Origin of the sequence: Thermoleptolyngbya sp. PKUAC-SCTB121, from assembly GCF_016919485.1 — a bacterium.
Classification (GTDB): domain Bacteria; phylum Cyanobacteriota; class Cyanobacteriia; order Elainellales; family Elainellaceae; genus Thermoleptolyngbya; species Thermoleptolyngbya sichuanensis.
Window position 1 is genome coordinate 3640899 of the sequence record NZ_CP070366.1, and the last position, 23858, is coordinate 3664756.

Annotated in this window: 15 protein-coding genes; 5 read left to right on the plus strand and 10 right to left on the minus strand. The window is 59.5% G+C overall.

What is annotated here, in order from left to right; translation table 11 throughout:
• Positions 1-327 precede the first annotated feature (327 nt).
• The 3 genes from JTM80_RS14935 to katG all read left to right on the plus strand — a co-directional run bounded on the left by JTM80_RS14935 (position 328) and on the right by katG (position 6996).
• Entirely contained in the window at positions 328-2904 is a 2577-nt protein-coding gene (locus JTM80_RS14935) for an ABC transporter permease (protein ID WP_225906869.1), read from the plus strand.
• A 116-nt stretch (positions 2905-3020) separates the two neighbouring features.
• On the plus strand, positions 3021-4232 hold the full coding sequence (locus tag JTM80_RS14940) for a lipocalin-like domain-containing protein (RefSeq protein WP_172357042.1): 1212 nt from the start codon (positions 3021-3023) through the stop codon (positions 4230-4232).
• 568 nt (positions 4233-4800) lie between these two features.
• The gene (gene katG, locus JTM80_RS14945; RefSeq protein ID WP_205369718.1) at positions 4801-6996 is read left to right on the plus strand and encodes a catalase/peroxidase HPI; all 2196 of its coding nucleotides are present in this window, start codon (positions 4801-4803) and stop codon (positions 6994-6996) included.
• Between the two features lie 451 nt (positions 6997-7447).
• Here katG and JTM80_RS14950 read toward each other — a convergent pair whose 3' ends face one another.
• From JTM80_RS14950 to JTM80_RS14995, 10 genes are all read right to left on the minus strand, one after another.
• Positions 7448-7987 carry a hypothetical protein gene (locus tag JTM80_RS14950; RefSeq protein ID WP_172357038.1) on the minus strand — a complete coding sequence of 180 codons (540 nt, stop codon included), beginning with the start codon at positions 7985-7987 and terminating at the stop codon, positions 7448-7450.
• Positions 7988-8127: 140 nt separating this feature from the next.
• Entirely contained in the window at positions 8128-9138 is a 1011-nt protein-coding gene (locus JTM80_RS14955; RefSeq protein ID WP_172357036.1) for a hypothetical protein, read from the minus strand.
• A gap of 30 nt (positions 9139-9168) precedes the next feature.
• Complete coding sequence (locus JTM80_RS14960; RefSeq protein ID WP_172357034.1) at positions 9169-9882, minus strand: hypothetical protein; 714 nt, start codon at positions 9880-9882, stop codon at positions 9169-9171.
• 142 nt (positions 9883-10024) lie between these two features.
• Complete coding sequence (locus JTM80_RS14965; RefSeq protein WP_172357032.1) at positions 10025-10711, minus strand: hypothetical protein; 687 nt, start codon at positions 10709-10711, stop codon at positions 10025-10027.
• Between the two features lie 201 nt (positions 10712-10912).
• Positions 10913-11428: a hypothetical protein gene (locus tag JTM80_RS14970; protein WP_172357030.1), complete on the minus strand. Its 516-nt coding sequence runs from the start codon at positions 11426-11428 to the stop codon at positions 10913-10915.
• A gap of 83 nt (positions 11429-11511) precedes the next feature.
• A complete protein-coding gene (locus JTM80_RS14975; protein ID WP_172357028.1) occupies positions 11512-12270 on the minus strand; it encodes a hypothetical protein in 759 nt (252 codons plus the stop codon).
• Positions 12257-14656 carry a CHASE2 domain-containing protein gene (locus JTM80_RS14980; protein WP_205369720.1) on the minus strand — a complete coding sequence of 800 codons (2400 nt, stop codon included), beginning with the start codon at positions 14654-14656 and terminating at the stop codon, positions 12257-12259. Before JTM80_RS14980 ends, JTM80_RS14975 begins: the two co-directional genes overlap by 14 nt.
• A 10-nt stretch (positions 14657-14666) precedes the next feature.
• Positions 14667-15863, minus strand: a complete 1197-nt coding sequence (locus JTM80_RS14985) for a DUF1822 family protein (protein WP_225906642.1) — start codon at positions 15861-15863, stop codon at positions 14667-14669.
• Positions 15860-17218 carry a hypothetical protein gene (locus JTM80_RS14990; protein WP_205369721.1) on the minus strand — a complete coding sequence of 453 codons (1359 nt, stop codon included), beginning with the start codon at positions 17216-17218 and terminating at the stop codon, positions 15860-15862. The genes JTM80_RS14985 and JTM80_RS14990 overlap by 4 nt, the downstream gene beginning before the upstream one ends.
• A 486-nt stretch (positions 17219-17704) precedes the next feature.
• The gene (locus tag JTM80_RS14995) at positions 17705-21142 is read right to left on the minus strand and encodes a CHAT domain-containing protein (RefSeq protein ID WP_172357025.1); all 3438 of its coding nucleotides are present in this window, start codon (positions 21140-21142) and stop codon (positions 17705-17707) included.
• Positions 21143-21496: 354 nt separating this feature from the next.
• Between JTM80_RS14995 and JTM80_RS15000 the strand changes: the two genes are divergently transcribed.
• Positions 21497-22660: an FIST signal transduction protein gene (locus JTM80_RS15000; protein WP_172357023.1), complete on the plus strand. Its 1164-nt coding sequence runs from the start codon at positions 21497-21499 to the stop codon at positions 22658-22660.
• Positions 22661-23839, plus strand: a complete 1179-nt coding sequence (locus JTM80_RS15005) for a sensor histidine kinase (protein ID WP_172357021.1) — start codon at positions 22661-22663, stop codon at positions 23837-23839.
• The last annotated feature ends 19 nt before the right edge of the window (positions 23840-23858 follow it).

Consider the following 23858-nt stretch of genomic DNA (forward strand, 5'->3'; position numbering starts at 1 on the left):
GCGATCGCCCGCGCCCTGGCCCACGATCCGCAGGTCATTTTGGCGGATGAGCCGACGGGCAACCTGGACGAGGAGACGGGGCAGCAGGTGTTGGAGTTATTGCTCAGTCTCACCCGCACGAAGGGCAAAACCCTAATCATGGCGACCCATAACCCCGACATTGCCCGATACGCCGACCGCGTGTTGCGGGTTCAAGACGGGCATCTGATTCCCGTGATCGTGACATCCCGATCTCGCCGAGGAAGTGGTGGCATGACGAGTAGCGGCATGGCGAGTAGCGGCATCACGAGTAGCGACATGACGGCTAATGGCATGACGAGTAGTGGCATGACGGCAGGGGTGTCCAACGCCCCTCTCTGGCGCTTGGCGTGGCAGCGGATTCGGCAGCGCCCGTTGCAATATCTCCTCTGCATTTTGGGGATTGCCCTCGGCGTTGCCATGATGGTGTCGATTGATCTGGCGAACGGTTCGGCACAGCGGGCCTTTGCCCTGTCTACTGACGCAATTACCGGCCGCGCCACCCACCGCATCGAGGCGATCGCCCCCACGGGCATTCCCGAAACGGTGTATGCTGATCTGCACCGCGCCGCCCCCCGCATTCCCCTCGCGCCCGTGGTGGAGGGCTACGTGCTGGCGGATGAACTGGGCGCTCAGCCGATGCGCCTGGTGGGGGTAGACGTGCTGGCAGAATCGCCCTTTCGCAACTACTTTGGGGCGGAGGGCGAAAGCCTGGACGCGGCTTCGGTGCAGTTGCTCACCAATCCCCAGGCGATTGTGCTGTCCCAGGATGTCGCCCAGCAGTACGGGGTGGCACTGGGGGATACGCTGCATCTGGACATCGCCGGCCAGCATCGAGAGGTCACCGCTGTTGCCCTTGTCCAGTCCGATGATTCCCTCAACCGCCGCGCCCTCAGCACGCTGCTGTTTGCCGACATTGCCACGGCGCAGGAACTTTTGGGACAGACGGGGCGGCTGAGCTATATCGATGCGATCGCCCCCTCTCCTGCTGAGATCGACGCAATTCAAGCCGCCCTGCCTGCTGGCCTGAAGCTGGAAACGGCGGAAGCTCAGAAAAACGCCGTGCAGCAAATGACGGCCGCCTTTGAACTCAATCTTACGGCCCTCAGCCTGCTGGCGCTGGTGGTGGGCATGTTTTTGATTTACAACACCGTCACCTTCAGCGTGGTGCAGCGCCGTCCCCTATTCGGCATTTTGCGCTGCATTGGTGCGACGCGGGGACAGCTCTTTGCCCTGATTTTGGGCGAAGCGGCGCTGTTTAGCGTCATCGGCTCTCTGCTTGGCGTGGGGCTAGGCATTGTGCTGGGCCGCAGCATTGTGGGGCTAATCACCCAGACGATTAATGATTTTTACTTTGTCGTATCGGTGCAGCAGGTCACCCTATCGAACGCCACCATCGCCAAGGGTCTGGTGATTGGCGTTGCGGCGGCGCTGTCTGCCTCTGCGTTGCCCGCGCTGGAGGCGATGAACACCACGCCGACGCTCACGTTGCAGCGATCGACCCTGGAGGGCAAGGTGCAAAAGCTGCTGCCCATGCTGACCCTGGGCTGGGTTGGGTTTTCCCTTGCTGGCGTGGCCCTGCTGCGGTGGTCGTCGGGGGGGCTGGTGGCCGCCTTTGCCGGACTCTTTGCCGTGTTGCTGGGGGCTGCGCTGCTGGTGCCGCCTGCGATCGCCCTGCTGATGCGGGGACTAGCGCCAGCGGGCTACCGTCTGTTTGGCGTGGTGGGGCGACTGGCTCCACGGGATATTTTGCGATCGCTCAGCCGAACCTCCGTGGCGATCGCCGCCCTGATGGTGTCGGTGTCGGTGATTGTCGGCGTATCGGTGATGATTGGCTCGTTCCGGGGGACGGTGGTGGAATGGCTGGATCAGACGCTCCAGGCAGATATCTACGTGTCGCCACCCACGACTACAGCCAATCGCGTGCTAGGGAAGCTCGATCCTCAGGTCGTGGAGTCGCTGAGGCAGTGGGACGGGCTGCGTTTTGCCGTCAGCTACAACGATGCCGATGTGCGCGTGGTGGACTTTGACCGCAATGCAAAGCTGATCTCCGCCGATGGGGACGTATCTCAGGGCAAGCGGCCCTACGCCTGGATTCGTCCGGGGCTGGAACCCGACCCCTGGATGGCGCTGAGTGCGGGCGAGGGCGCGATTATTTCCGAAGCGCTGATCCGTCGAGAAAACCTGCCCGCGCCGCCGGAGACGATCACGCTGGAAACGCCAGTGGGCGATCGCCCGTTTCCCGTCCTGGCGGTATTCTACGACTATTCCTCCGATCGCGGCACGATTATCCTGGATGACGACGTGTACCGGAACCTGTGGCAGGACGACCGCATCGCGTCGCTGGGGCTATTCACCCAGCCCGGTGTCGATGTGGAAGCGATGGTGCAGGATATTCGATCGCACTTCCAGGGGCGGCAGGATTTGCTGGTGCAGTCGAACCGCAGCCTGCGGCAGGGATCGCTGGAGATTTTTGACCGCACTTTTGCCATTACCAGCGCCCTGCAACTGCTGTCGGTGGTGGTGGCCTTTATTGGCGTTCTCAGCACGCTCATGAGCCTGCAACTGGAGCGGACGCGGGAATTGGGCATCCTCCGCGCCACCGGCATGACCCCCAGCCAGTTGGGCCGGCTGACGCTGCTGGAAACGGGGCTGATGGGGACGCTGGCGGGCGTGTTTGCGATGCCGCTGGGCTTTGTCCTCGCCTGGATTTTGATTTATGTGATTAACGTGCGTTCCTTTGGCTGGACGCTACAAATGGCGCTGGAAGCCCGCTATTTCTGGCAGGCGTGGCTGGTGGCGATCGCCGCTGCGTTGCTGGCGGGTCTGTATCCGGCGCTGCGGCTGGGGCGGATGAATATTGCGGCGGCGCTGAGACAGGAGTGATTTTGGATTTTGGATTTTGGTTAGGGCCTACGCAGGGGTTGTCGGGGAGGGTTCAGTAGGTCGTTCGGATGAGGATGCGGCGTGGGGTTCGGAAGAATGGGTAGGGGAGAGGTGAAATGCGATCGCGCTTGATTCGACTTTGCGTACTGCTGGGGTTCTGCGGCGTGTTCCTAGTTACGTTCCTGAGCATATTCCTGGGTGTATTCCTGGGGGCTGCGGATTCGGCGATCGCCGCCAATGCCGTCACCTGGCAACCGCTACCCGCAGCCAGTGGAGAATACCGCAAGGCGATCGCCCTTCGAGATTGGCACTTTCCCGAAGACTTTGGCCCGCACAATGACTACCAAACGGAATGGTGGTACTACACGGGCAACCTGGAAACCGAGGAGGGGCGACCGTTTGGCTTTCAGTTGACCTTTTTCCGGCAGGCGATTTCGCCAACGGCGGCAACGGTGGCAGCAGCCTCTACGCCATCCCGCTGGCGCACAAATCAAATTTATTCCGCCCATTTCACCGTCAGCGATATTGCGGGCAGCGGCTTTTATGTAGACGAGCGATTTAGCCGCAACGCCATTGGGCTGGCGGGAGCCGAGGCCCTGCCCTACCGCGTCTGGCTGAACGATTGGTCGGCTACGGAACTGGAGCCGGGCCGCGTGCGGCTTCAGGCCCAGTCCGAGGGGGTCGCCATCGACCTCACGGTTCAGCAAACTCGTCCGCCCGTGTTGCAGGGCGATCGCGGCCTGAGCGTCAAGGGATTGGAGCCAGGGAATGCGTCCTACTACTATTCTCTGGTGCAGCAGCCTACCAGCGGAACCGTCACGATTCAGGGCCAATCCTTTTCGGTACAGGGCAAAACCTGGAAGGATCACGAGTTCTCCACCAGCGCGTTGACCGCAGGCACGGTCGGCTGGGACTGGTTCTCGATTCAATTGGAGGACGGAGCAGCCCTGATGCTCTACCAGTTGCGCCATGAAGACGGTACGCCCGAAATCACGTCGGCGGGTACGTTTATCTCGGCCTCCGGCGAGACGACCCATCTGAATCACGACGACTGGACAATCCGCGTCCTCAAAACCTGGACAAGCCCCCGCAGCAAAGCGGTTTATCCTGCCCAGTGGCAAATTCGCATTCCCCGACTGGATCTGGTGCTAGAAGGGCGATCGCGCCTCGCCGACCAAGAACTCAACACCTCCACAGCCACCTATTGGGAAGGGGCAACTGCCTTTGAGGGCACGCGGCAAGACCAGCCGATTCGGGGAGAGGGCTATGTAGAATTAACGGGTTACGCCACCCGCCTAGATTCTCTCCTGTCGGAAAGCACGCCATAACACGCCATAGCACGCCATAGCACGCCATCAGCATCCATACGAATACGAACAGCGGCTTCATGACTGAGCAGCACGCCCGTTGAGGCTGCGGGTTTACCGTAACGTTTTGTATGCAGTCTAACCGTTTGAAAGGAATTCACTGTACACTCTTCCCTAAGTCAAACTCATGACGAGTATGACTTGATAACGTGTTGAAAGTTGTTTGAAAGTTGTTTGAAAGTTGTTAGAACTTACGCAGTTGGATCAATTGGACAATTTCTCACGGGCGCAGCCCACGAAAAATTCTCCAAAACTCAAAGAGCGTATCGCAAGTGCGTAAGTCCTGGCTGTTAAAAGTTGTTGAAAGTCGTTGAAAGTCAGTCATTGAAAGTCATTGAGCGACTGGGCACAACTATATCATGCTTGGCAGATTGGGCAGACCCAGGCGGAGGTGTGAGGACGAGTAACTGTTCCAAGGCGACCTCTTTACTCATCTAAGAGGCCGTCTTTACTCATCAATCTCGCAGTCAGGAAGCGTTTAATTGACTTCGAGTTTAGATATTGAACAATGCACAAGTAGGAGTCACGAATGAGCAGCGAAAGCAAATGCCCGTTTATGGGCGGAGTTCAGAAGTTCACGGCGGGCCATGGCACGTCGAACCGAGACTGGTGGCCGAATCAGTTGAACCTGAGCATCCTCCATCAGCACTCTCCCAAGTCAAACCCGATGGGTGAAGCCTTTAACTACGCTGAGGCGTTCAAAAGCCTAGACTATGCTGCCCTAAAAGCCGACCTCTTTGAGCTGATGACCACTTCCCAAGACTGGTGGCCCGCTGACTATGGTCACTATGGCCCCCTACTCATTCGCATGGCCTGGCACAGTGCGGGAACCTATCGCATCGGCGATGGTCGCGGCGGCGGGGGCACTGGGAGCCAGCGGTTTGCACCCCTCAATAGCTGGCCCGACAACGCCAACCTCGACAAAGCCCGGATGTTGCTCTGGCCCATCAAGCAGAAATATGGCGAGAAAATCTCCTGGGCTGACCTGATGATCCTAGCGGGCAACTGCGCCCTGGAATCGATGGGCTTCAAAACGCTGGGCTTTGCAGGCGGACGGGCCGACATCTGGGAACCGGAGGAAGATATTTACTGGGGGTCTGAGGGCGAATGGCTGGGGGATAAGCGCTATACGGGCGATCGCGAACTGGAGAATCCCCTGGCCGCTGTGCAGATGGGCCTGATCTACGTGAACCCAGAGGGGCCGAACGGCAATCCCGATCCCGTGGCTGCGGGGCGAGACATCCGCGAAACCTTTGGGCGGATGGCCATGAACGATGAAGAAACCGTGGCCCTGACGGTGGGTGGCCATACTTTCGGCAAATGCCACGGGGCAGCGAGTGCGACGCTGGTGGGGCCGGAACCGGAAGGAGCCAGCATCGAAGAGCAGGGATTTGGCTGGAAAAACAGCTTTGGCACGGGTATGGGTGCCCACACGATTACAAGCGGCATCGAAGGGGCCTGGACGACCAACCCGGTGAAATGGGACAACAACTATCTGGAAAATTTGTTTGGCTATGAGTGGGAACTGGTGAAAAGTCCGGCAGGGGCGCATCAGTGGACCCCGAAAGACGGAGCAGGCGCAGGGACGGTGCCCGATGCCCACGACCCCTCCAAGCGCCACGCCCCCATTATGACCACGGCGGACATGGCGATGAAGATGGACCCGATCTATGAGCCGATCGCGCGGCGCTTCCTGGCCCATCCCGAAGAGTTGGAAATGGCCTTTGCCAAGGCCTGGTTTAAGCTGACCCACCGCGATATGGGGCCGCGATCGCGCTACCTAGGCCCGGAAGTTCCCGCCGAAGAGTTCCTCTGGCAAGACCCGATTCCCCCCGCTACCTACGACTTGATTGATCAGCAAGATATCGCTGCACTCAAGGCTAGAATTCTGGCTTCGGGATTGTCGGTATCGCAACTGGTCACAACCGCTTGGGCTTCGGCATCCACCTTCCGTGGCTCCGACATGCGCGGCGGAGCAAACGGGGCGCGGATTCGCCTGGCCCCCCAAAAAGATTGGGAAGTCAACCAGCCCGCCCAACTGGCCGCCGTGCTGCAAACCCTGGAGGGCATCCAGCAGGAGTTCAATCGCTCCCAGGCGGGCGGCAAGCAGGTTTCCATTGCGGATCTGATCGTTTTGGGGGGCTGTGCCGCAGTCGAGCAGGCGGCCAAAAATGCCGGGTATGATATCACCGTTCCCTTCCAGCCGGGACGCACCGATGCAACCCAAGAGCAGACCGATGTGGAAGCCTTTGCCCCCCTGGAGCCAACGGCAGATGGATTTCGTAACTACCTCAAAGGGGATCACACCCTGTCGGCCGAGGAACTGCTGGTGGATCGGTCGCAGTTGTTGACCCTCAGCGCCCCTGAGATGACCGTCCTAGTGGGGGGACTGCGGGTATTGGGGGCAAACTTTGGGGGCACTCAGCACGGGGTCTTTACCCGGCGGCGCGAGACGCTGACCAATGATTTCTTTGTGAATCTGCTGGATCTGGGGACGACGTGGAGGGACGTCTCCGATGCTCAAAACTTATTTGAAGGGCGCGATCGCAAAACGGGCGAACTCAAGTGGACGGGAACCCGCGTCGATCTGATTTTCGGCTCCAACTCGCAGCTCCGCGCCCTGGCAGAAGTCTATGCCTGTGCAGACTCGCAGCCGCGATTCGTGCGCGACTTTGTAGCCGCGTGGAATAAGGTGATGAATCTGGATCGCTTCGACCTGGCATAGGCGGGGTACAACCGTTGGTGAAGCGATCTCAAGGCAGGGGCATCGTTGAGTGATTCCAGGTTCAGGCGATTTGTCTACAGGGCAATCTCGAACGGGGTTGAACACCCAAGACGGCCTGAGAATGCGGTCTGAGAATAAAGTGAAACGGCTTCAGGTGGGGATATCTAGCATTCCTGCCTGAAGCCGTTAAACTCTGTAAGTATCCTCAGCGATTCTGATTGGGGCGCTGCTTATCCACTGCGGCTCTGTGCAGGGGGCTAGCGCTTCTGAGCTTGTGGATGCTGAATGACGGCCGCCTCGCCGCCAGATGCTCCAGATGCCTCAAAGTTTGATCGGAAGAGTATAGTACTGCTTCCGGTTAAAACACACTGGACAAGAAACCCAGAGATTGGACTGGGCAAACTCGCTGGGGTGTTTTGGATCGGCACAAGGGGCTGCTCTGGAGGTTAAGTTATCGGGTTTGGATTAGGGCGCTGATTAACTGCTGGATCGCGGGTTGGTGCAGGTTTAGCAGACGATTGGCTTCTTCTCGTTTATCGAACTGGGGAGGATACTCCCCGTAGTCGAGGTTGATGGCGACTGACCCATCATTGCGGATACCGAAAAATAGGAGAGGGCGGTCAAACCCGTCGGGGTTGAACTGGTTTGGCAGGGTTCTGTCGTCCACAAAGACGGAGTAGACCAGGTTTGCTGGGTTGGATTCCATCTCGACAACTCGGATGGTCGTCACGGTGCGCGTGAAAATGTTGGGGTCGGTGTAAATGTAGCCCATCATGGCTAACCGTTGTCCAGGACGCTGGCTGGTAGGCAGGTTGGTTACGCAGATTTGCCCATTGTTGACCACCTGCCCGCTGCACAAATCAGCGTTGGCGGCAAAGTCGATGGGCTGACGACCTGCGCTTTGAGCGATAAGCAATGGGGAAGTTTGGGCGATCGCCCGCAAAGGCTCTGACAGCACCGCCGAGACTCCCAGCAAAACAGACCAAACCAAGGCAGACTTCATCATCGTTTTCTGAATTGTGAGGAACATAGTCGGCATCCACTGGATACTGTGGGCAAGAATATCGTGGGCAGGGAGCAAGATTTTGACGCAGACTAGGTGTGGGATAGGAGCTTTTTCCAGACTTAGTTCTAGGGGCGGTTAACCGATTCAGCAGGGTCAGAGAGCGTCACCACAGGGTCTTTGCCACGGGCGATCAGGGCAATGCGCTGGCTGGCAGGGTGCAGCAGGCAGATTTGGTCGCGGTCAAGCTGAAAGACCAGCCAATCGTCCGGCAGGTGGGTGGCGTGGCTGATTGCCCAAACCGCAAAGGGGGTTTCTAGGGCAAAGTGCTGGCGTGCTTGGGTGGCGCGGTTGATACCGAGCAGACCACCTGCCGAAAAGACGTGGGTGTAGTAATCCCAGTCCGTGTGTGCAGCGAGTTTGGGCACGGGGCCAAAGCGGGATTGGGGTTCGGGGCTGAGGGCATCAAAGGCAGCGCGATCGATGGCGATGGGTTCTGTTTCGCCTGAGGTCAGTCTTAGCGCCTGAGCGCCATCGGGACTGAGGTAGTGCAGGGTGTAGGCGGGGCTGGGCGGGAGTTGGGCTACGGGAACGACTCGTGTTTGGCTGATTAGGCTGGTCTGGCTGTTGAAGCTGTACCAGCCAAACAGGAGTAGGTAGCTGAGGCCGTGGATTAGCAGGGTCGCCTTGAGCGCTGTCTGGATAGGCCGCTTGCGCTGCCGCAGCAGGAGCCAGAAGAAGGGATACTCGATGACCAGAGTGAGTAAGAAAGCGAGTAAGGAGGCGATCGCCAGCCAGACCTGCACATTCGCAATCGTCAGTCCAGGATACTGCGACAGGCGATTTGCCAGCAGCAGCGCCCCCGCCCAGGCCGAGGCGTAGTTCGCAGCCAGCAGCACCCAGAGCGATCGCCCCCTGGGAGTGCCAAACCACCAGGAGAGTAGCCCCGCTTCTAGATAAGCAATCACCAGGTTGCCGACCACCAAGTGAATCAGACCTGTCCACAGCAGGGCGCTGCCGCCGTTGGCCCACGCGGGGCTGGGGCACAGAGCCAAAGACAGACCGATGCCAACGAGCAGCCTGAGAGCAGCAGCGATTGAACCGCCCCAGAGTTTCAAGCACTTAAAAATGGGTGGCATAGAGCGTTTCCTGGCGGCGAATAAGGGCGATTAATTGCGGTTGAGATACGTAAACTCTATACCGTTCTCGGCTTGGCAGATGGCTCCTCGATATTGACCACCGATGAGAGTGACACCGCAGGAGCCACGTATCTCTCTTGTTTCGCCACCATACATCAGCCCCACAACACGATAGCTTGAGGCATGATCCAAGCGAAATTCAGAAGCGGCATCAGTGACAAACGAAAAGGGACTGCCATTAAAGTAGTAGCTAAAGACCAGAGCGCCTTCAGAGTGAACCCTTGCGATTTGAAAGGCTTCACATCTGAGCAGGGTATTGCCTTGAGCTTGACAGCGACTGGGTGCATTATCTCGATGAACCACCTGGATATCGCTCGAAGCCGGAGCAGGGCGAGACGCGGGAGGCGCAGAAGGGGCAGAGTTCGCGCTGGGTGGGGCGGACTGGGGCTGCGGGGCAGGCTGGGCTTGGGGAGATGGGTTGCTGCGATCGCCCCTGTTGCTTCGCGGGAAGGATGAGTCAATTGTATTGATCGTATCTGTAACATCTCGAACGGTTTCACGAATGCGCCGGAAAATGTTAGCCGTCAACACTGGGCTAGATTCGCCAGGGATGGTGACTCCACGGACTTGAGTTGCGGCAAGGCTGGGAGAAGCGCTGAGGAGTGAAGCGAGAATCAGGCTGGGGAGTTGCAGTTTGCGAGTATGACTAGCGCGAATAAGGTAACGAGCGATGGGGTATGGCATGGGAGGCTTCCTTCAAGTTTTAAAGTCAAGTTCTAAAGTGGGGGCTAATTGCAAGTTTTTAGTTCTCTGTGGTCTGGACTTATTCAGCGCTATGGAATTGAGTGGAGCGCCCCAGTGCTATGAGACTGGGGCGTATTGAGGGCTACCAGTGGCGATCGCCATAGAAGGGGCTGATGGGAGCAACTGGCGCAGGAGCGGGCTGAGGAGCGGGCCGATTGTCTGGAACCACATAGTAGTCAGGACTACGTGACGGAGCAGAGCCAGACCCGCCTGAACTCAAGCTATTTGAAAGTATCCATATCCAGAAGAGGGCAGCAGCCTGATCCGCTTGCTGTCTCAAAGCTCTCTGTTGGGCTAAATAGGCCTGCTGCTGTTCTGGAGAAAGACTTTCAAAATATCGCCGCCGCCGCTCTGCTTCTAGCCGATGTTGTTCAGCGATGCGCTGTTGGCGTTCTTCATACCGCTGTCTGCGTTCCTGGGCCTGTTGCCGCTGCTGTTCAGCCCGTCGCCTGCGTTCCTCTGCCCGTCGTCTGTAGGCTTCAGCCTGCTGCTGCAATCTAATGCGATTGACTTCACGGGGAGTTTGAGACAGGAGATAGTGAGTAGAAACTGGATTCTCCTGAAAATTTTGAACAGGTAGATGAGTGGTATTGAGCGCTTGCGGGGCTTCCAACGGGTTCGTTACGATTGCCGGATTGCCTGCGGCGACGTGGGCTGCGCTTGAGGGTTGGGCAGCGGCGAGGCTGGGTGCGCTTCCCAGTAGTGAGGTGAGAGCCAAGCCAGGTAAGCCTAGCGCAAGGGCGCACCGATGAGCGCGAGAAATCTGCATGGGGCAAGTCCTCATAAACGGGTTGAATTGCAGTTGCCGGGTCATAGTTCTGGATGGGACGCACTTATTCAGCCAATTTGCGATGACCACTTTTTGAAGGCCGGTCGTGCTAACGAGGAAGAACGTGTCCATCACAGGGGAAAGGCGAGGTAGTTCGCAGAAACGAACGCAACGGGGCGCAATTCCTCAGTCTGTAATGCTTTACCGGGTCGATCGCCAATCCCGGATGAATGTGTCTAGCAGACCTGTCAGCAGATCTCGTTCGGCCTGAGCGTAACTGACCCGATAACCTAGAGATCCATATCCTCCCCCCCTGCTGTAGATATCGGCTTCAATGGTGCGGCCATTGAGTTGGACGTTGTGAAACACACGGCCTCTGACACTAATCGCCCCACCATCGTCGGTACATTCAATGGCGATTACGTATCGCGGGGTAGCCACAGGTTGTCCGCGTGGGTTAGAGACAGCCGGAACGTCATGGCGATTGAGGTATTGCACCACCGCCGCTTGCAGTTGCTCTTCACGACTGCCCAAATGACAGAGTTTCATAACTCGCACAGGCATTTGCGAGAAGCCGCGCAGGGCATCGGCTTGCGAGCTGCTGGAGGCGATCGCACTTTCCCTAGCGGCACCCAGGACAGATAGGGCAGCACAGGCAACCAGTAGCGATCGCCCCATGATGGAGGACGGGGTTGTAGGAATCGGTTGTCGAGCCATTGTCAGGTTGGAAAAATTAGTTAACAAGTTAACACTGGCTCTTTCTAGTTCTGGCAAATAGCAACTGATTCACCCGGTGGTGCCTATAGCCCCAGGGGAAAACTGCAAATCGCCGCGATCGCCTCGGACTGGAGGGCAACCCAATCTGGCGTGGGATTGGCAACTGCAAAGAGGACATGCAGCGCATCGGCGGGCATGTCTTTTTCCAGGAAATAGGCGGCCTTGGCCTGGGCGATCGCCTCCCGATTGGCTCCCTGCTGCGCCAACTCCGTTTCCATCTGGGCCAGATCAGCGGCAATTTGATCCCGCTCTTTTCCGGCTGCCATGATGGAGAAGGGCAAACGGTAGAGCAGGTCATCGGCGGGCGTGTCGTAGAAGAGCCACTCGTACTCAGCGCCAGGTTCCAGCGCCAGATTGCCAAAGCGAGTCGTCACGAAGCCATCAGCGTTGGGGGTTGCCGAATCGGTTCCCAGCGTGGCGGGCGCGGGCTGGGTCAGGTCTTTCCAGGCGGGCCGCAGGTGCATTCGATTCACCTGCCCCTGCATGACAAACATCGGCTGCTGGTGCCAGACCACTTCGCGCCGTCCAGGGGTGACAATGCAAAAGGAGTCGTCGGGGGGGACATCGGGGCCGCGGGATAGCCCCGGCTCGCCCCGGCTGCGATCTTCTCGCTCGCGCTGAAAAAATTCCACAAAGCGCCGCCAGGAACCAGCGCCTTGAGAGTCTGCTTGGGAGGGGTCGGTGGGGTTTGCTAGGGCGATGGATGGGGACAGAGCGGATAGTCCCACCCACAGACCGACCCACAGGCTTAGGGGGATTGCTGGGGTTTTAACGAGGTTCATCCGTATTCTCCCGTAGTCTGGGTAAACTATAACACCACACCGCCAGGGATGGCAGTAGCCAGGGCAGCAGCACCCCGGCGCTGATGTAGAGTTGCAGAGACAGCAGCCCATATCCAGCGGTCGCAGCCACCAGCCCTGCTGCAACCAGGCGACGTGGGTAGGGGCGATCGCCCAAATACAGACTTAGAGCCTTGCCGCCCACCGCCGCCAGCAGAATCATCCACAGATCGGGGATGGGGACGACCAGCCGATGGGCGAGGTGGTGGTGGGTCATGTAGGCGTGAGCTTCGCCACCTGTGAAGTGGGTGGCGGGGTGCAGCGTGCGATCGCGCCAATAGCGCAGGGCGGGCGGCGGCACCAGGTTGTCGGCTCCATCGGGGGCCAGCCCGGCCGCTTCGTAGCCCCCTGCGGCCACGATCACAATCGCGTCCTTAAAGTCGGGCGACGCTGCTGCATCCTGACGCAGCGACCAGGCAGGGATGGCAGTAAACGCCCGCTCTGGCGGCAGAGACAAATCAAGAATCGGCTGGAGCCAGTGCTGCCAGGCATCGTAGGACAACTCGGTGATCGGGTGCAGCGTAGCCCGTGGGGACAGATCCAGCTCGTGGGTTTGCGGGTAGCGGCGAACCTGCTCAGCTAGGGGCGGCCCCTGGAGCGTGGGCTGTGGCCCGAAGAGCGTCCCTGTGCGTCGCCGTTGACGGAGCCGTTGGGCCACAACAAGCTGGTGGCTAAACGGGCCGGGGCGATCGCTGTGGGGGCGGTAGGGCTGCACCCGTCGCCAGGGCAACCAGGCATCTCCCAACAGAACGCGGTCTGAATCGATGACATTGGGATGGGGCGGCAGCCAGCGGCCGTTCTGTCGCACCGTGCCAAACACAAACCAGGTTTGCTGCTGGGCGATCGCCTCGGTCAGAACCCTGTTCAGTTGCTCATCCTGCTCCGGCTGAGCCAAATCGAGCAGGTAGTCGATGCCCACGACGGCCGCACCTCGATCGGCCAGCGCGGCGACAATATCAGCCACCATCGCCCGGTTGATTGGGTGGTAGGTGGAAATATCCCACTGGCGGAAGCTTTCGCCATCGATCTGCACCAGCACCACGGCGGATGGGTCGTCGTCTCCCAGTTGCCCAGTGAGGTCCCGATAAACGGCCTGGGCCAGCACCCGCCGATCCAGCAGCCAGGCCTGGGGCGAAACTGGAAATTCCGTCGGCGGCAGCGTTGGGATCAGGCTCACCAGCGCCAGGGCCGCGACGATCCGGGCTTCGCGCCCGGTGGGCCGCCAGCGCCGCAGCCGCGATCGCCAGCCCTGGGGTTCCAGGCGATAGGGCACGGAGGTCGGGTGGCGAAACAGCGACGGCACCAGGTAGGCCGAGGGATAGGTGAGGCTTTGCTCGGCTCGGAGACTCTGACAGGCTCCGTGCAGCGCCTCCTGCACGTTGTGCCCCTGGGTTAGCCGTTGCAGCAGTTGCACCAAAAACGCCTGGGCGACTTCGTTATGAATCGGCTCTCGCATGATGGCGACCTGGCTGAGGCCGAGGTTAATGAGCCCCTGGGCGATGTCGAGGCCGCTGCACGAGTTGAAGAGGGCAAACTGGAGTCCCCGCTGCTGGGCGGTTTGCAAATAGGGAGTCAGGTCTTTGAGGGTGAGGGTGGTTTGGGGGGCGATCGCCACTTGTCCGCCCACCAGGGCCGCCTCATTGCTGTGGCCCGCAAAAAACAGCACGTCCCACCCCAGCGGATCGGCGATCGCCTCACACACTCGCTGCTTCAAGGCAATGGGGTCTTCTCCCGGTTGCCAGCCCAGGTATTGAACCTCCAGGAGTCGCCGCTGGGCATTGAGGGTCTGTCGTTCGCCGCTAAAGTTCAGCCCTGTTTCGTCGCCCAAAATTGCCAGCACCCTGGCCTTGCTGCGTCGGCCAGTGGGTCGGTGGGCTGTGGTGGCTCGGATCGTGGCGGGCGATCGCACGATTTGCACTGGCGCACCCAGTTCCCAGGTTTCCCAAGGCAGTCGAGCCAGATCCAGCGGCGTGCAGGTGAGAAACAGTTCCGCAACCCCTTGAGCCTGGGCCGCCGCCACGACTTCTTGGCGCAAATCGTAGAGATCGCCCTGTTTCAGCCAGGTGTGAAACTCCGACAACAGCCCCGCCTCTGCCTGCACCAGTTGGCTATGCCAGTCGATCGCGGGGGCGACCACCTGCCCTGCGCCCCCTGCCCGCCCCCGCAATGCCTGCTTGTAATAGCCCAGGTAGGCCCGCTGCCAAGCTGCATAGAGCGACAGCAGCCCCTCTGGCAAGACCACACTGGCGGTGAGCCGCTGCCCCTCGCCCCAAGACAGGTCAAACAGACAGCTTTGGTCGATTTTGTGGACGGTGAGGCGATAGACCATTGCTGCCCCCTCATGCTTCGGGATGAAACACAAAGGGCGGCCAGCTCAGGGTCGCCCCATCCGGCAGGGTAACGGAAACCCTGAAGGCTTCCTCCCAGGTGCCAAAGACCTGGGCATAGAGGTGGTTTGCGCCTGAACCCGGAGAGAGGGTGCTATCGGCCAGGATCGTTTCGGCATCGCGCACCACCAGGCGCGTCCCCGGCAAGATCTGCTCACCGGGGGTCGGCCCCAGCACCAACAGCAAACACCATTCCGGCTGGGGCCCTTCCAGATGCGTCCAGGTGAGGGCACAAAGGCGCAGGGGCACGCCCGCCCGTTGCAAATCTGTATAGGCTCCCCTGGCCGTGGGGGGAATCACCACCCCAGCCGGTTCTAGCTGACGCAGCACGGTGGCCAGGGTTTCCGCCGGGCCGTGGCTCGACCGCAGCGCGGGGGACATCACCAGCGGCGGCAGCAGCGCCCAGGTCAGGGTACTGGTCACGGTGTTGGCTAGCGTATCGAGGCGATCGCCCAGCCAGCGCCATACATTAATCGCCTCCTGGGTTGGGGAAGCGGCTTGGGGCAGTTGACCCCCTGTTTCCAACTGGGCGGGGCTGAGGCAGTTGAGATAGAGCAGAATTTCCTCAGGAGCCGTGTCGAAGCAGGCTACGGGAATGAGGGATGTGCCGTTGGGGTGTCGAAGGAGCAAGTCTTGCTGGGCCAGCAGGCGATCGCGCCGCAGACCACCCAGAATCGTCACCTGGTCGGCCTCTTCGCGCACCTCCACCAGCAGATATAGATGAGCAAAGGTGTGGGCATCTTCTAGAGTGCGTTGTGGAAGAGGCACCTGGCCATCGCTGAGGGTTCCCTGGGGCACAATGCAGAGGCGAAACCCGTTGACCGTTCCCTGCACCTCCGAACCCGGCGGCTGGGCTGGGTCGTAGGTCAGCGTCAAGCCTGAAGCGCCGTCCTCCAACCACTGCTGCACCCCCCGCAGCGCCAGCGCCCGCAAAAACGTCATCCACTGCTGCTCTGGGGACACTTGCTGGCAAATCTGCACTGCCCAGTCCACCGCAGCAGGGGGCAGCACCACCGTTGTCGGTTGCAGCGGTTCAAACGCATAGTCTGAGAGTTCGGTGGAATGGCGCATGGGGTGCAGGCTCAGAGAGGGAATAGAGACAAAGGGAATGGAGACAAAGGGAATAGAGGCTATTATCCGTGGGTTCATGGGGTTTGACCTGTCAGAAAGGTGTGGATTTTGGCGCAGAGGCGAGCGGCAAATCGACTCTTGACCTTGCGGGGTTTGGGGGACTGGGCCTCGGCGGCCGCATCTGCCATCAGGGTGTCTACCTGCTCAGACAGGAGGGTTTCTAGGGTGGCATCGAGGGTTCGGAGGCGATCGGCAGATACCAACTCTGCTGCTTCCTGCCGCACCGCTGCGGTGAGTTGGGGAATCAGGATATGGCGCACGTCCGCCCGCAGCCGCTTCAGATTCAGCAGGCGTGTGACCTGCACTTGAGAGGTCAGCCCGATGCGGGGCGCAATTTGGGTCATGGAAACTCCCTCGCAGAGGCGCAGGTGTAGCCCCTGGACATAGGGCCCATCCTGGGGCGGGGTGCGGCGGCTCAACCGAGACACGTTGGCGGCGATCGCCTCCGCAATGGTCTGCCCAAGCAACTGGTCGAGGGCCTGACGATAGCGGCGGAGAAATGTGTTGGAGTCGTCTTCGGCCTCAAAACGGGTCTGAGATCCGCCCAGGCGCTCTAGCTCGCCGTCGTCCTGGGGCTGGTAGATTTGGGGGTTGCCGCTGCGGGCGTGGATGCGGTACTGGCGCAGTTGGCTGGCCAGGTGTTTGAGCTGGGCCTTGACCGCTTTGGGGCTAAGGGACGGCATCATTTCCTGGAGTTGGGCGGGGGTCGGTTCGGGGCAGCGCCCGGTTTGTCCAGCCTGTCGCTGGCGGAGGCGATCGCGCTGATACACCGCCTGATAGCGAGCCAGAAGTTCTACGGCCTGGTCAATTTCAAAGTCACTCCAGAGGTGATACTCCCTCAAAATTCGCCGCACCCGCTCCCCCTCGCTGTCATTCAGAATGGCCCAGTCGCTAGCCAGGTAGATGCCCTTTTCCAGCAGCAGGCGCGTCAGGGCTGGGTGGCTCTTGGTTAGCAAGTTGCACCAAGTGCCCAGGCTGGCTTTGGCGGGGTCAAAGCTGGTGAGAATCTCCAGGCTGAGGGGGCGATAGGTGGGTTTGGCGTGGCCATTGTCATCCAGCACCAGCGGAAACAGATCGGCTGCTTCTAGCCCGTGGCGATCGCCATAGCGCTGGGCCAAACTGACGCAGGTATTGCGAATCTGGTGGGAAATCCAGCAGCGCAGGCTCATCTGGGCCAGGTCGTGACCGCTGTCTTGCCCCTGCCATACGCCCCACAACGCCTGTTGCAGCCTGCGGTCTGCCCCCTCCAAATCGAGCAATGCATCAGCATAGGTGTCCTCTAGCCAGGTCTTCACGGTAGGCAGTTCTATCGGTTGGGACTGGCCGGTGCTAGTCAATCGCACCAGTTGCCAATAGCGAAAAACGTTATCCATGAATCCTATGACCGAATCAACAGCAGCATTTCAATCAAAGAGGCGACCCCGCCTAAACCATAGCGTGACCCTGCGCGTGGGCTTTGTTCTCAGAAATCCAGCCCCTCAGATCCCATCCGTCTGCTTGAAAACTAAAACAGTGGACTTTCGCCCTAACTTCCTCCTCAAAGGGGGCTAGGCTGCGGTGTACATACAAGTCTTCTATGCCTGAGTAGCGATGCTGTGATCCCCCCTAACCCTCCTTAAATAAGGGGGGAACCGAGCCACTCCGAAAGTCCCCCTTACCAAGGGGGATTTAGGGGGGTCTTGCAAAATAAGGGGGGAACCGAGCCACTCCGAAAGTCCCCCTTACCAAGGGGGATTTAGGGGGGTCTTGCAGCGCATGACGCAAACCATCAAGATGTGTGTACACAGTAGAGACCTAAGGGGGAGATCAGCCCGAATCTTTGGAACAGTAGTTCCCTGGACTCAACACCTATTCAATGTTCAGAGCGACTCCATCGGGGTCCACTGTCCTGAGAGGAAAAAGGCGGCCCAAAAGTAGGGATGGCGATGGGCTGGGTTTTGCAGCGCCGCGAGCTGCACCTGACGCAGGGCCTCGCTGCGCCCGGTTCCTTGCGCCAGGCGTTCATAGTATTGCTGCATGAGGTCAGCCGTGCGGCGATCGCTCACCTGCCACAGGCTCATCAGCAGGCTTTCGGCCCCCGCCAGCACAAACGCTCGGCGCAACCCGTAAACCCCTTCGCCATCAGCCACATCCCCCAATCCGGTTTCGCAGGCACTCAGCACTACCAGGCGCGTCCCTCGCAGGTTCAGACTGGCCACCTCCAGGGCTGTGAGTACGCCATCTTCGCCATCGCTCTCCCGCTGGTTAAAGCCCGCCAGCGCCAGCCCCGACCGCAGCAGCGGATTTTCGACCCGATTGGCGCTCTGGGGAAAGGCTCCAACCCCTGCTTCTGGTGGGGAAATGGGGACATCCGGCAAAAAGAAGCCGTGAGTGGCCAGGTGCAAAACGCTCGGCCCCTGCACCTGCTTGAGGGCGTTTTCTGTGGCTCTAGCTTCGGTCAGCACCACCGCCTTTTGCCCCAGCCAGGGACGAATCGCTGCCACTTCCAGGGCGCTACCCGCCAGCGGCCCAAACCGCAGGCTGCCCATATCGGGCGATCGCGCTCCTCCACGACTGGCAGAGGCCACCTGAATCACGCCCTGGGCATCGGCTGTGTCGAAGTCTGGATTCGCCAACACCACCGGGGGCTGCTGTGGGGGAGCCGTATGCTTTTGCCGCAGCAGGTCGCGCCCGCTGGTGAGGTAGGTCAGGGTGTAGGTTTCAATCAAGTAGCGATTTTGCCCGTCCGCCAGCGCCGCAAAGGGCACCAGATTCAGATGTCCGTCGGGAGAGAGCAGCACATAGCCGGCGTTGCCCAAGTGGGGCTGAACGGGCGCAAACACCATCTGGTAAAGCGCCTGGGCAACGGGCTGCAACTGTTCAGGCTCGTAGCAGGGCGTGGCCCGCCGTTCGCCACAGCGCAAAAACTCCAGAAATCTCTGAATTTGCCCCTCAATGGCGGCTGCATCCCCCAAGTCGGCCCAGCGCACCTCCCCAGACGGCAGCAGCACGTAGGCCGCATAGCGGGGGTCACCAAACCCTCTGTCGCTCCAGTCACTTAGGTTGCTAGCTGGCTTTTGCCCCAGGGGATTGCGGGGGTCAAAGGGTCGGTAGCGCACATACTCCACCAACGCGCCATCGGTCGGCAGGCGGGCCTGAATGTCTGCCAGGTTCACCAGCGGCGCATCCCCAGCCAGGGCCGCGCTGCGACGGGCTAGCACCGCTTCGATCTCATCGATTTGGCTCCGCAGCGTCCTCAGTTGGGCTTGCGCTTGCAGGGAAGACCCCTGTTCTGCAAAGGTGATTTCTGCGACCTGTCGCCGCCGCCGATCCAGCTCGGCCAGCAGCCGCTCATCTTCTGGGTTGGGGGCCTGCTCCAGCAGCGCTAGGGTGGTGATGCCTGCCTCCAGCACCCGCCCCTTGCGACGTAGCAGCATCGTCGCCGCCAGTTGAGCCGCATCCAGATCGTCTGGCGCAGTGTTTAAATGCAGCGAAATTGCGTGGTTCAGTGTGTTGGCTACCGAGGCTGCATAGCGCTGTCGTCCAACTTCGTTCAGCGTGGCCAGGCGGCGATCAAACTCTTGCTGCTCTAGGGCGATGCCCGCTTGCAAAACCTCCAGCGCAGCCGGGATTTTTCCCTGGGCCTGGTATAGACCCGCAAGGTTGTAAAAAATGGGCGCTCGGAAGGCTTGCAAATCGCGGCTATACCAAGCCTCCGATGCGGCCAGGGCCTGACGGTAGAGGCGCTCGGCCTCGTCGTAGCGCCCTTGGCTATGGTATGTCAGCGCTCGACCATTGAGCTGGTTTGGATCGCGGGGAGAACGCTCTTTGGGCGCGGCCGGCTGGCCTTCAAAGGCTTCTAAAGCCAAAGCGTCTGCCTCGGCATTGCGGCCCTGGGTGCGATAGAGGGTGGACGCTGCCTCTAGGAAAATGGCCCGTTCTGACGGTTGGCTGAAGCGTCTGGCGAGGTCAATCATCTCGATGAGCAGCGGTTCTGCTTCGTCGTATCGCTGTTGAGCCTGGTAGACCTGAATCAGAGACAGTAAGCTCGCGGCGATCGCCCGCTGCGCTACAAAGCCTTCCTCCCCATTCAGCAGTGCAGTCCGCCCCAGCCTGGCCCGTTCCAAGGAAAGCGCCTCTTGATAGAGGGCTGCGGCTCGTTCCAAATCCCCCTGCTGGTAAGCCATCGAAGCCATGCCGTCGAGCGCTTGGGCTAGGTGCTGGGGATTGGGGTGAGGCTGGGCCCGCAGAATCTCTAGGACTTCTGCATAGGCACTGCCCGCGTCGGCCCAGCGGCCCAGGAGGGTATAACTTGTAGCCAGGGAGATGAGAGGTTCGGCCACCTCAGGGTGGCGATCGCCCTTCTCAGCCCGCAACCGCGCAATCTGCTCCTCTAGCCTTGGGGCTGCCAGGGTATAGAGGCTATCTAATGAATATTCTTCGCCCCTGGGAACTCGATTGTGTTCTCCCCGATAGGTGAGGGCGCTTGTAGCTGCGCGGCCGCTGGCGTTGCCCCACCACAGGCGATAGCGCCCCGTGCGGCCCGCCGTCCGAGACCCCACCATCACCTGATAAGGGCCCGCGTCTTCGAGCGATAGCGCTATCTGAGTTGCTCGACCGCTGGCGGCGGCGATAAACCCCTGCTGGCGGCTAAACACAAAAATGATTAAGTCATCGAGATCCTCACTCGTGACCGCCAGGTTCACCGTCTGTCCCGCCACGCTATCAAACTGGTGGAGGTTGAAATAGCCCCCCGTCAGCGGCATCCGGGGCAATTGGGAGAGCGGCACGCTGGACAGCACAGGCTCAAACACTTCCAGATAGCCGTGACGATTTGCCTGCAAGCTGCGGGCATCGAGTTGCCCAACCACGCTTTGGGGAAAAGTCTGGGTCAATTGGGCGATCGCAGCGGGCGCAATCGGCGTGCCCTTGCCCCCGCGAGTCATTAAGCGAGCAATGGTGTGATAGCTTTCGGCTTCTTCATGGCGCTCCAGCAGGCTCAGCAGCATCGCCACCTGGTTAAATCCGTGGGGAATATTGGGATTGGTCGATGGCAGCGCCCGTTCCAACACCCGCAGCGCCTGTTCAGCTCGATCCAGCGCCGCCTCATAGCGCCCCTGGGCATAGAGTCGATTCACCTCCTCATACAGCCGTTCGGCATCTGCCAGCGTTGGCTCTGCTGGCGAGCGGGCCACGCGGGGAGCGGCGACCAGTTCGGGCGATCGCCCCGTAATTGCAGGCACAAGCGCAAGTCCTGGCATCTGTCCGCCCAGGAGCCACGTCAGCAGCAGGGCTGCCGTGAGGTTGGGTTGTTTCATAGCTCACCTCGCTGATGCAACAGTTAGGCACGAGTTAGGCACGAGTTAGGCACGAGTTAGGCACGGAATCTTCCTTGCACAGGCTAAACCATGTAAGAGGCAGTTGTCGCGAAAAACCTGTTAAAAACTCATGCAAATCTGCGTTTTTTAAGGAATTGCCTAAGTTGTTTGGAGTTCCGCCAACTGGCTGACCTGTTGCCGATGTCATCAGCGTTTGCCAAAACTCATAATCTGAATAGTTACACGGGCTGATGCCCTTACTGCTGCATCACTGGGGATAGCGCTCCCGGCTGATTCCCGGCAGCATAGGGTTTGTGCGGCCTGCAATGCTGGTCAGTTTCAAAGGAGAATGCGGTGTTAACGGTTGCCATTGGCCATAGCGACGATCCGGACGCGTATGCGGCTGCAAAGGACGTGATTGAGCAGTGTCAGACAAAGCTTCAGGGGCGATCGCCCCAGGTCGGCATCCTGTTTGCAGCGCTCGATTTTGACCACAGCCTGATTCTGGAAACCCTGAGTACGTCTTTTCCAGAGATGGTCGTCGTCGGCTGCACCACCGATGGTGAACTGTCGTCTGAGCTAGCGTTTCAGCAAGACTCAGTGGTGCTGATGGCGATCGCCTCGGATACTCTCGCCATTGGTGCAGGTGTGGGTTACGACCTCTCGCAAGATCCCGAAGCGGCCATTCAGCGGGCGATCGCCCAGGCCCGCAGCGGACTGAACCTCCCTGCCGAGGCGGTTCCGTCCCTCTGCCTCACGTTTCCTGAAAGCCTAACCTACGATAGTCCCCTGGTTGTTGCTCATTTGCAAAAAGCGCTGGGCGACTCGGTTCCTCTCTTCGGCGGCTTTGCAGGCGACCAAAGCCAGTTTCAAAAAACCTATCAGTTCTACGGCTCCGAAGTGTTGACGGATGCGATTCCCATCCTGCTGTTTTTTGGAGACCTGAAGCTGGGTCATGGCGTGGCCCACGGCTGGACACCCACGGGCGAAAGAGGAACCATCACCCGCGCTGATGGGCATCTCCTCCAGGAAATTGACCATCGGCCAGCGCTAGAGTTTTATCAGCGCTACATGAACGATTTGTTGCCCTCGACCGAGTTTCCCCTGGCCGTTTGGGAAGAGGGCGCAGATGGCTATTATCTTCGAGCTTCCATCGGCTTTGATTCAGAGACAGGCAGTATTCAGGCTATTCCCCTCTGGCCCCAAAACGCCCAGGTGCAAATTGCCCGAAGCAGCCGGGATGAAATTATCGGAGGCGCACGCACTTCTATGCAGGCGGCTTTGGCCAGCTATCCAGGACAGCGCATCGAGGCCGTGCTTTTGTTTTCCTGCTGTGTACGTCATACGCTCTTGGGCCTGCGGACCCAGCAAGAATACAAGCTGGTTCAAGAAGCGCTGCCACAGATGCCAGCCACTGCCGGGTTCTATACCTACGGCGAGATCGCTCCACTGACTCCAAACACGACATCCCGGGCGCATCACTCCACGTTCGTTACCCTGCTGCTAGGAACCGCTTAGATGGATATAGCCCAAAAGCTTGTTGCTGTTCCCTCTGTTGCATCGGCTCAGAATTGCATCAGTGCCACGCCCCTGCGGTCTGTTGAATGTCAGGAGAGTTCCGAACCGACTCCAGCGCAACGGCTGGCGGCGCTAGAGAAGGAGAACCGGATTCTTCGCAAGAAACTGGAACGCTCAGAGCGCGATCGCCAAATCCTTGAAGCCAATATGGATCGCTCTGAAAACCTCATGCGGAATGTGATTGCAGAACTGGAGGCATCGAGGTCTTCTTTGGCGCGGCGCGGGGAAGAACTGGAGCAAACCCTCTCACAGTTGCAGCAGGCGCAGGTTCAGCTGATTGAAGCTGAAAAGATGTCGGCGCTGGGAACGTTGGTCGCAGGGATTGCTCACGAGATTAACAATCCCGTGGGTTTTGTGCATGGCAACGTGAACTACACCCAGACCTATGTCCAGGAACTTCTGCGGGTCATTGCCGCCTATCAGGACGCTTATCCCATCCCAACTCCTGGCATTCAGGCGCTGCTGGAGGAGATCGATCTGGAGTTTTTGCAGCAGGATGTAGCCAAGGTGCTGCAATCTATGCAGATGGGCACCAAGCGGATTAGCGATATTGTGCGATCGCTCCGCACTTTTTCACGCCTCGACGAAGCAGACTTTAAAGATGCAGACCTGCATGAGGGCTTAGAAAGCACCCTGATGATTCTGCAACATCGGCTCAAGGCCTGTGGCGACCTGCCCGAAATTGAAATTGTCAAAGATTTTGAGCCGCTGCCCTTGGTCGAATGTTATCCGGGTAAGTTAAATCAAGTGTTTATGAACCTGCTGGCCAACGCCATTGATGCGGTGCAGGAGCGATATCGCCAGGCAGCGGAGCCGAAGCCAGCGCCAAAAATCACGCTAAAAACCCGTCAAACGGGCGATTCAGTAGCAATCCATGTGATTGACAATGGCATCGGGATAGCAGAGGGCGATCGCCCCCGGTTGTTTAACCCGTTCTTTACGACCAAGCCCGTTGGCCAGGGCGTGGGGTTAGGACTATCAATTAGCTACCAGATTGTCGCCGACCAGCATCATGGTCAGCTTTTGTGCTGCTCCAAGCTGAATGAAGGCACAGAGTTTATTATCCAAATTCCTCGCCGACAGAGCCGTCCAGCAGCCGCAAGCCCACTCGGACAGTGATGCCATTTCCCAGTCATCC

What these genes read in the sequence shown, in the direction of transcription:
- JTM80_RS14935 (WP_225906869.1), top strand. Translation starts at nt 328, where the DNA reads ATGACGGCAGGGGTGTCCAACGCCCCTCTCTGGCGCTTGGCGTGGCAG.
- JTM80_RS14940 (WP_172357042.1), top strand. Translation starts at nt 3,021, where the DNA reads ATGCGATCGCGCTTGATTCGACTTTGCGTACTGCTGGGGTTCTGCGGC.
- katG (WP_205369718.1), top strand. Translation starts at nt 4,801, where the DNA reads ATGAGCAGCGAAAGCAAATGCCCGTTTATGGGCGGAGTTCAGAAGTTC.
- JTM80_RS14955 (WP_172357036.1), bottom strand. Translation starts at nt 9,138, where the DNA reads ATGCCACCCATTTTTAAGTGCTTGAAACTCTGGGGCGGTTCAATCGCT.
- JTM80_RS14960 (WP_172357034.1), bottom strand. Translation starts at nt 9,882, where the DNA reads ATGCCATACCCCATCGCTCGTTACCTTATTCGCGCTAGTCATACTCGC.
- JTM80_RS14965 (WP_172357032.1), bottom strand. Translation starts at nt 10,711, where the DNA reads ATGCAGATTTCTCGCGCTCATCGGTGCGCCCTTGCGCTAGGCTTACCT.
- JTM80_RS14970 (WP_172357030.1), bottom strand. Translation starts at nt 11,428, where the DNA reads ATGGCTCGACAACCGATTCCTACAACCCCGTCCTCCATCATGGGGCGA.
- JTM80_RS14975 (WP_172357028.1), bottom strand. Translation starts at nt 12,270, where the DNA reads ATGAACCTCGTTAAAACCCCAGCAATCCCCCTAAGCCTGTGGGTCGGT.
- JTM80_RS14980 (WP_205369720.1), bottom strand. Translation starts at nt 14,656, where the DNA reads ATGGTCTATCGCCTCACCGTCCACAAAATCGACCAAAGCTGTCTGTTT.
- JTM80_RS14985 (WP_225906642.1), bottom strand. Translation starts at nt 15,863, where the DNA reads ATGAACCCACGGATAATAGCCTCTATTCCCTTTGTCTCCATTCCCTTT.
- JTM80_RS14990 (WP_205369721.1), bottom strand. Translation starts at nt 17,218, where the DNA reads ATGGATAACGTTTTTCGCTATTGGCAACTGGTGCGATTGACTAGCACC.
- JTM80_RS14995 (WP_172357025.1), bottom strand. Translation starts at nt 21,142, where the DNA reads ATGAAACAACCCAACCTCACGGCAGCCCTGCTGCTGACGTGGCTCCTG.
- JTM80_RS15005 (WP_172357021.1), top strand. Translation starts at nt 22,661, where the DNA reads ATGGATATAGCCCAAAAGCTTGTTGCTGTTCCCTCTGTTGCATCGGCT.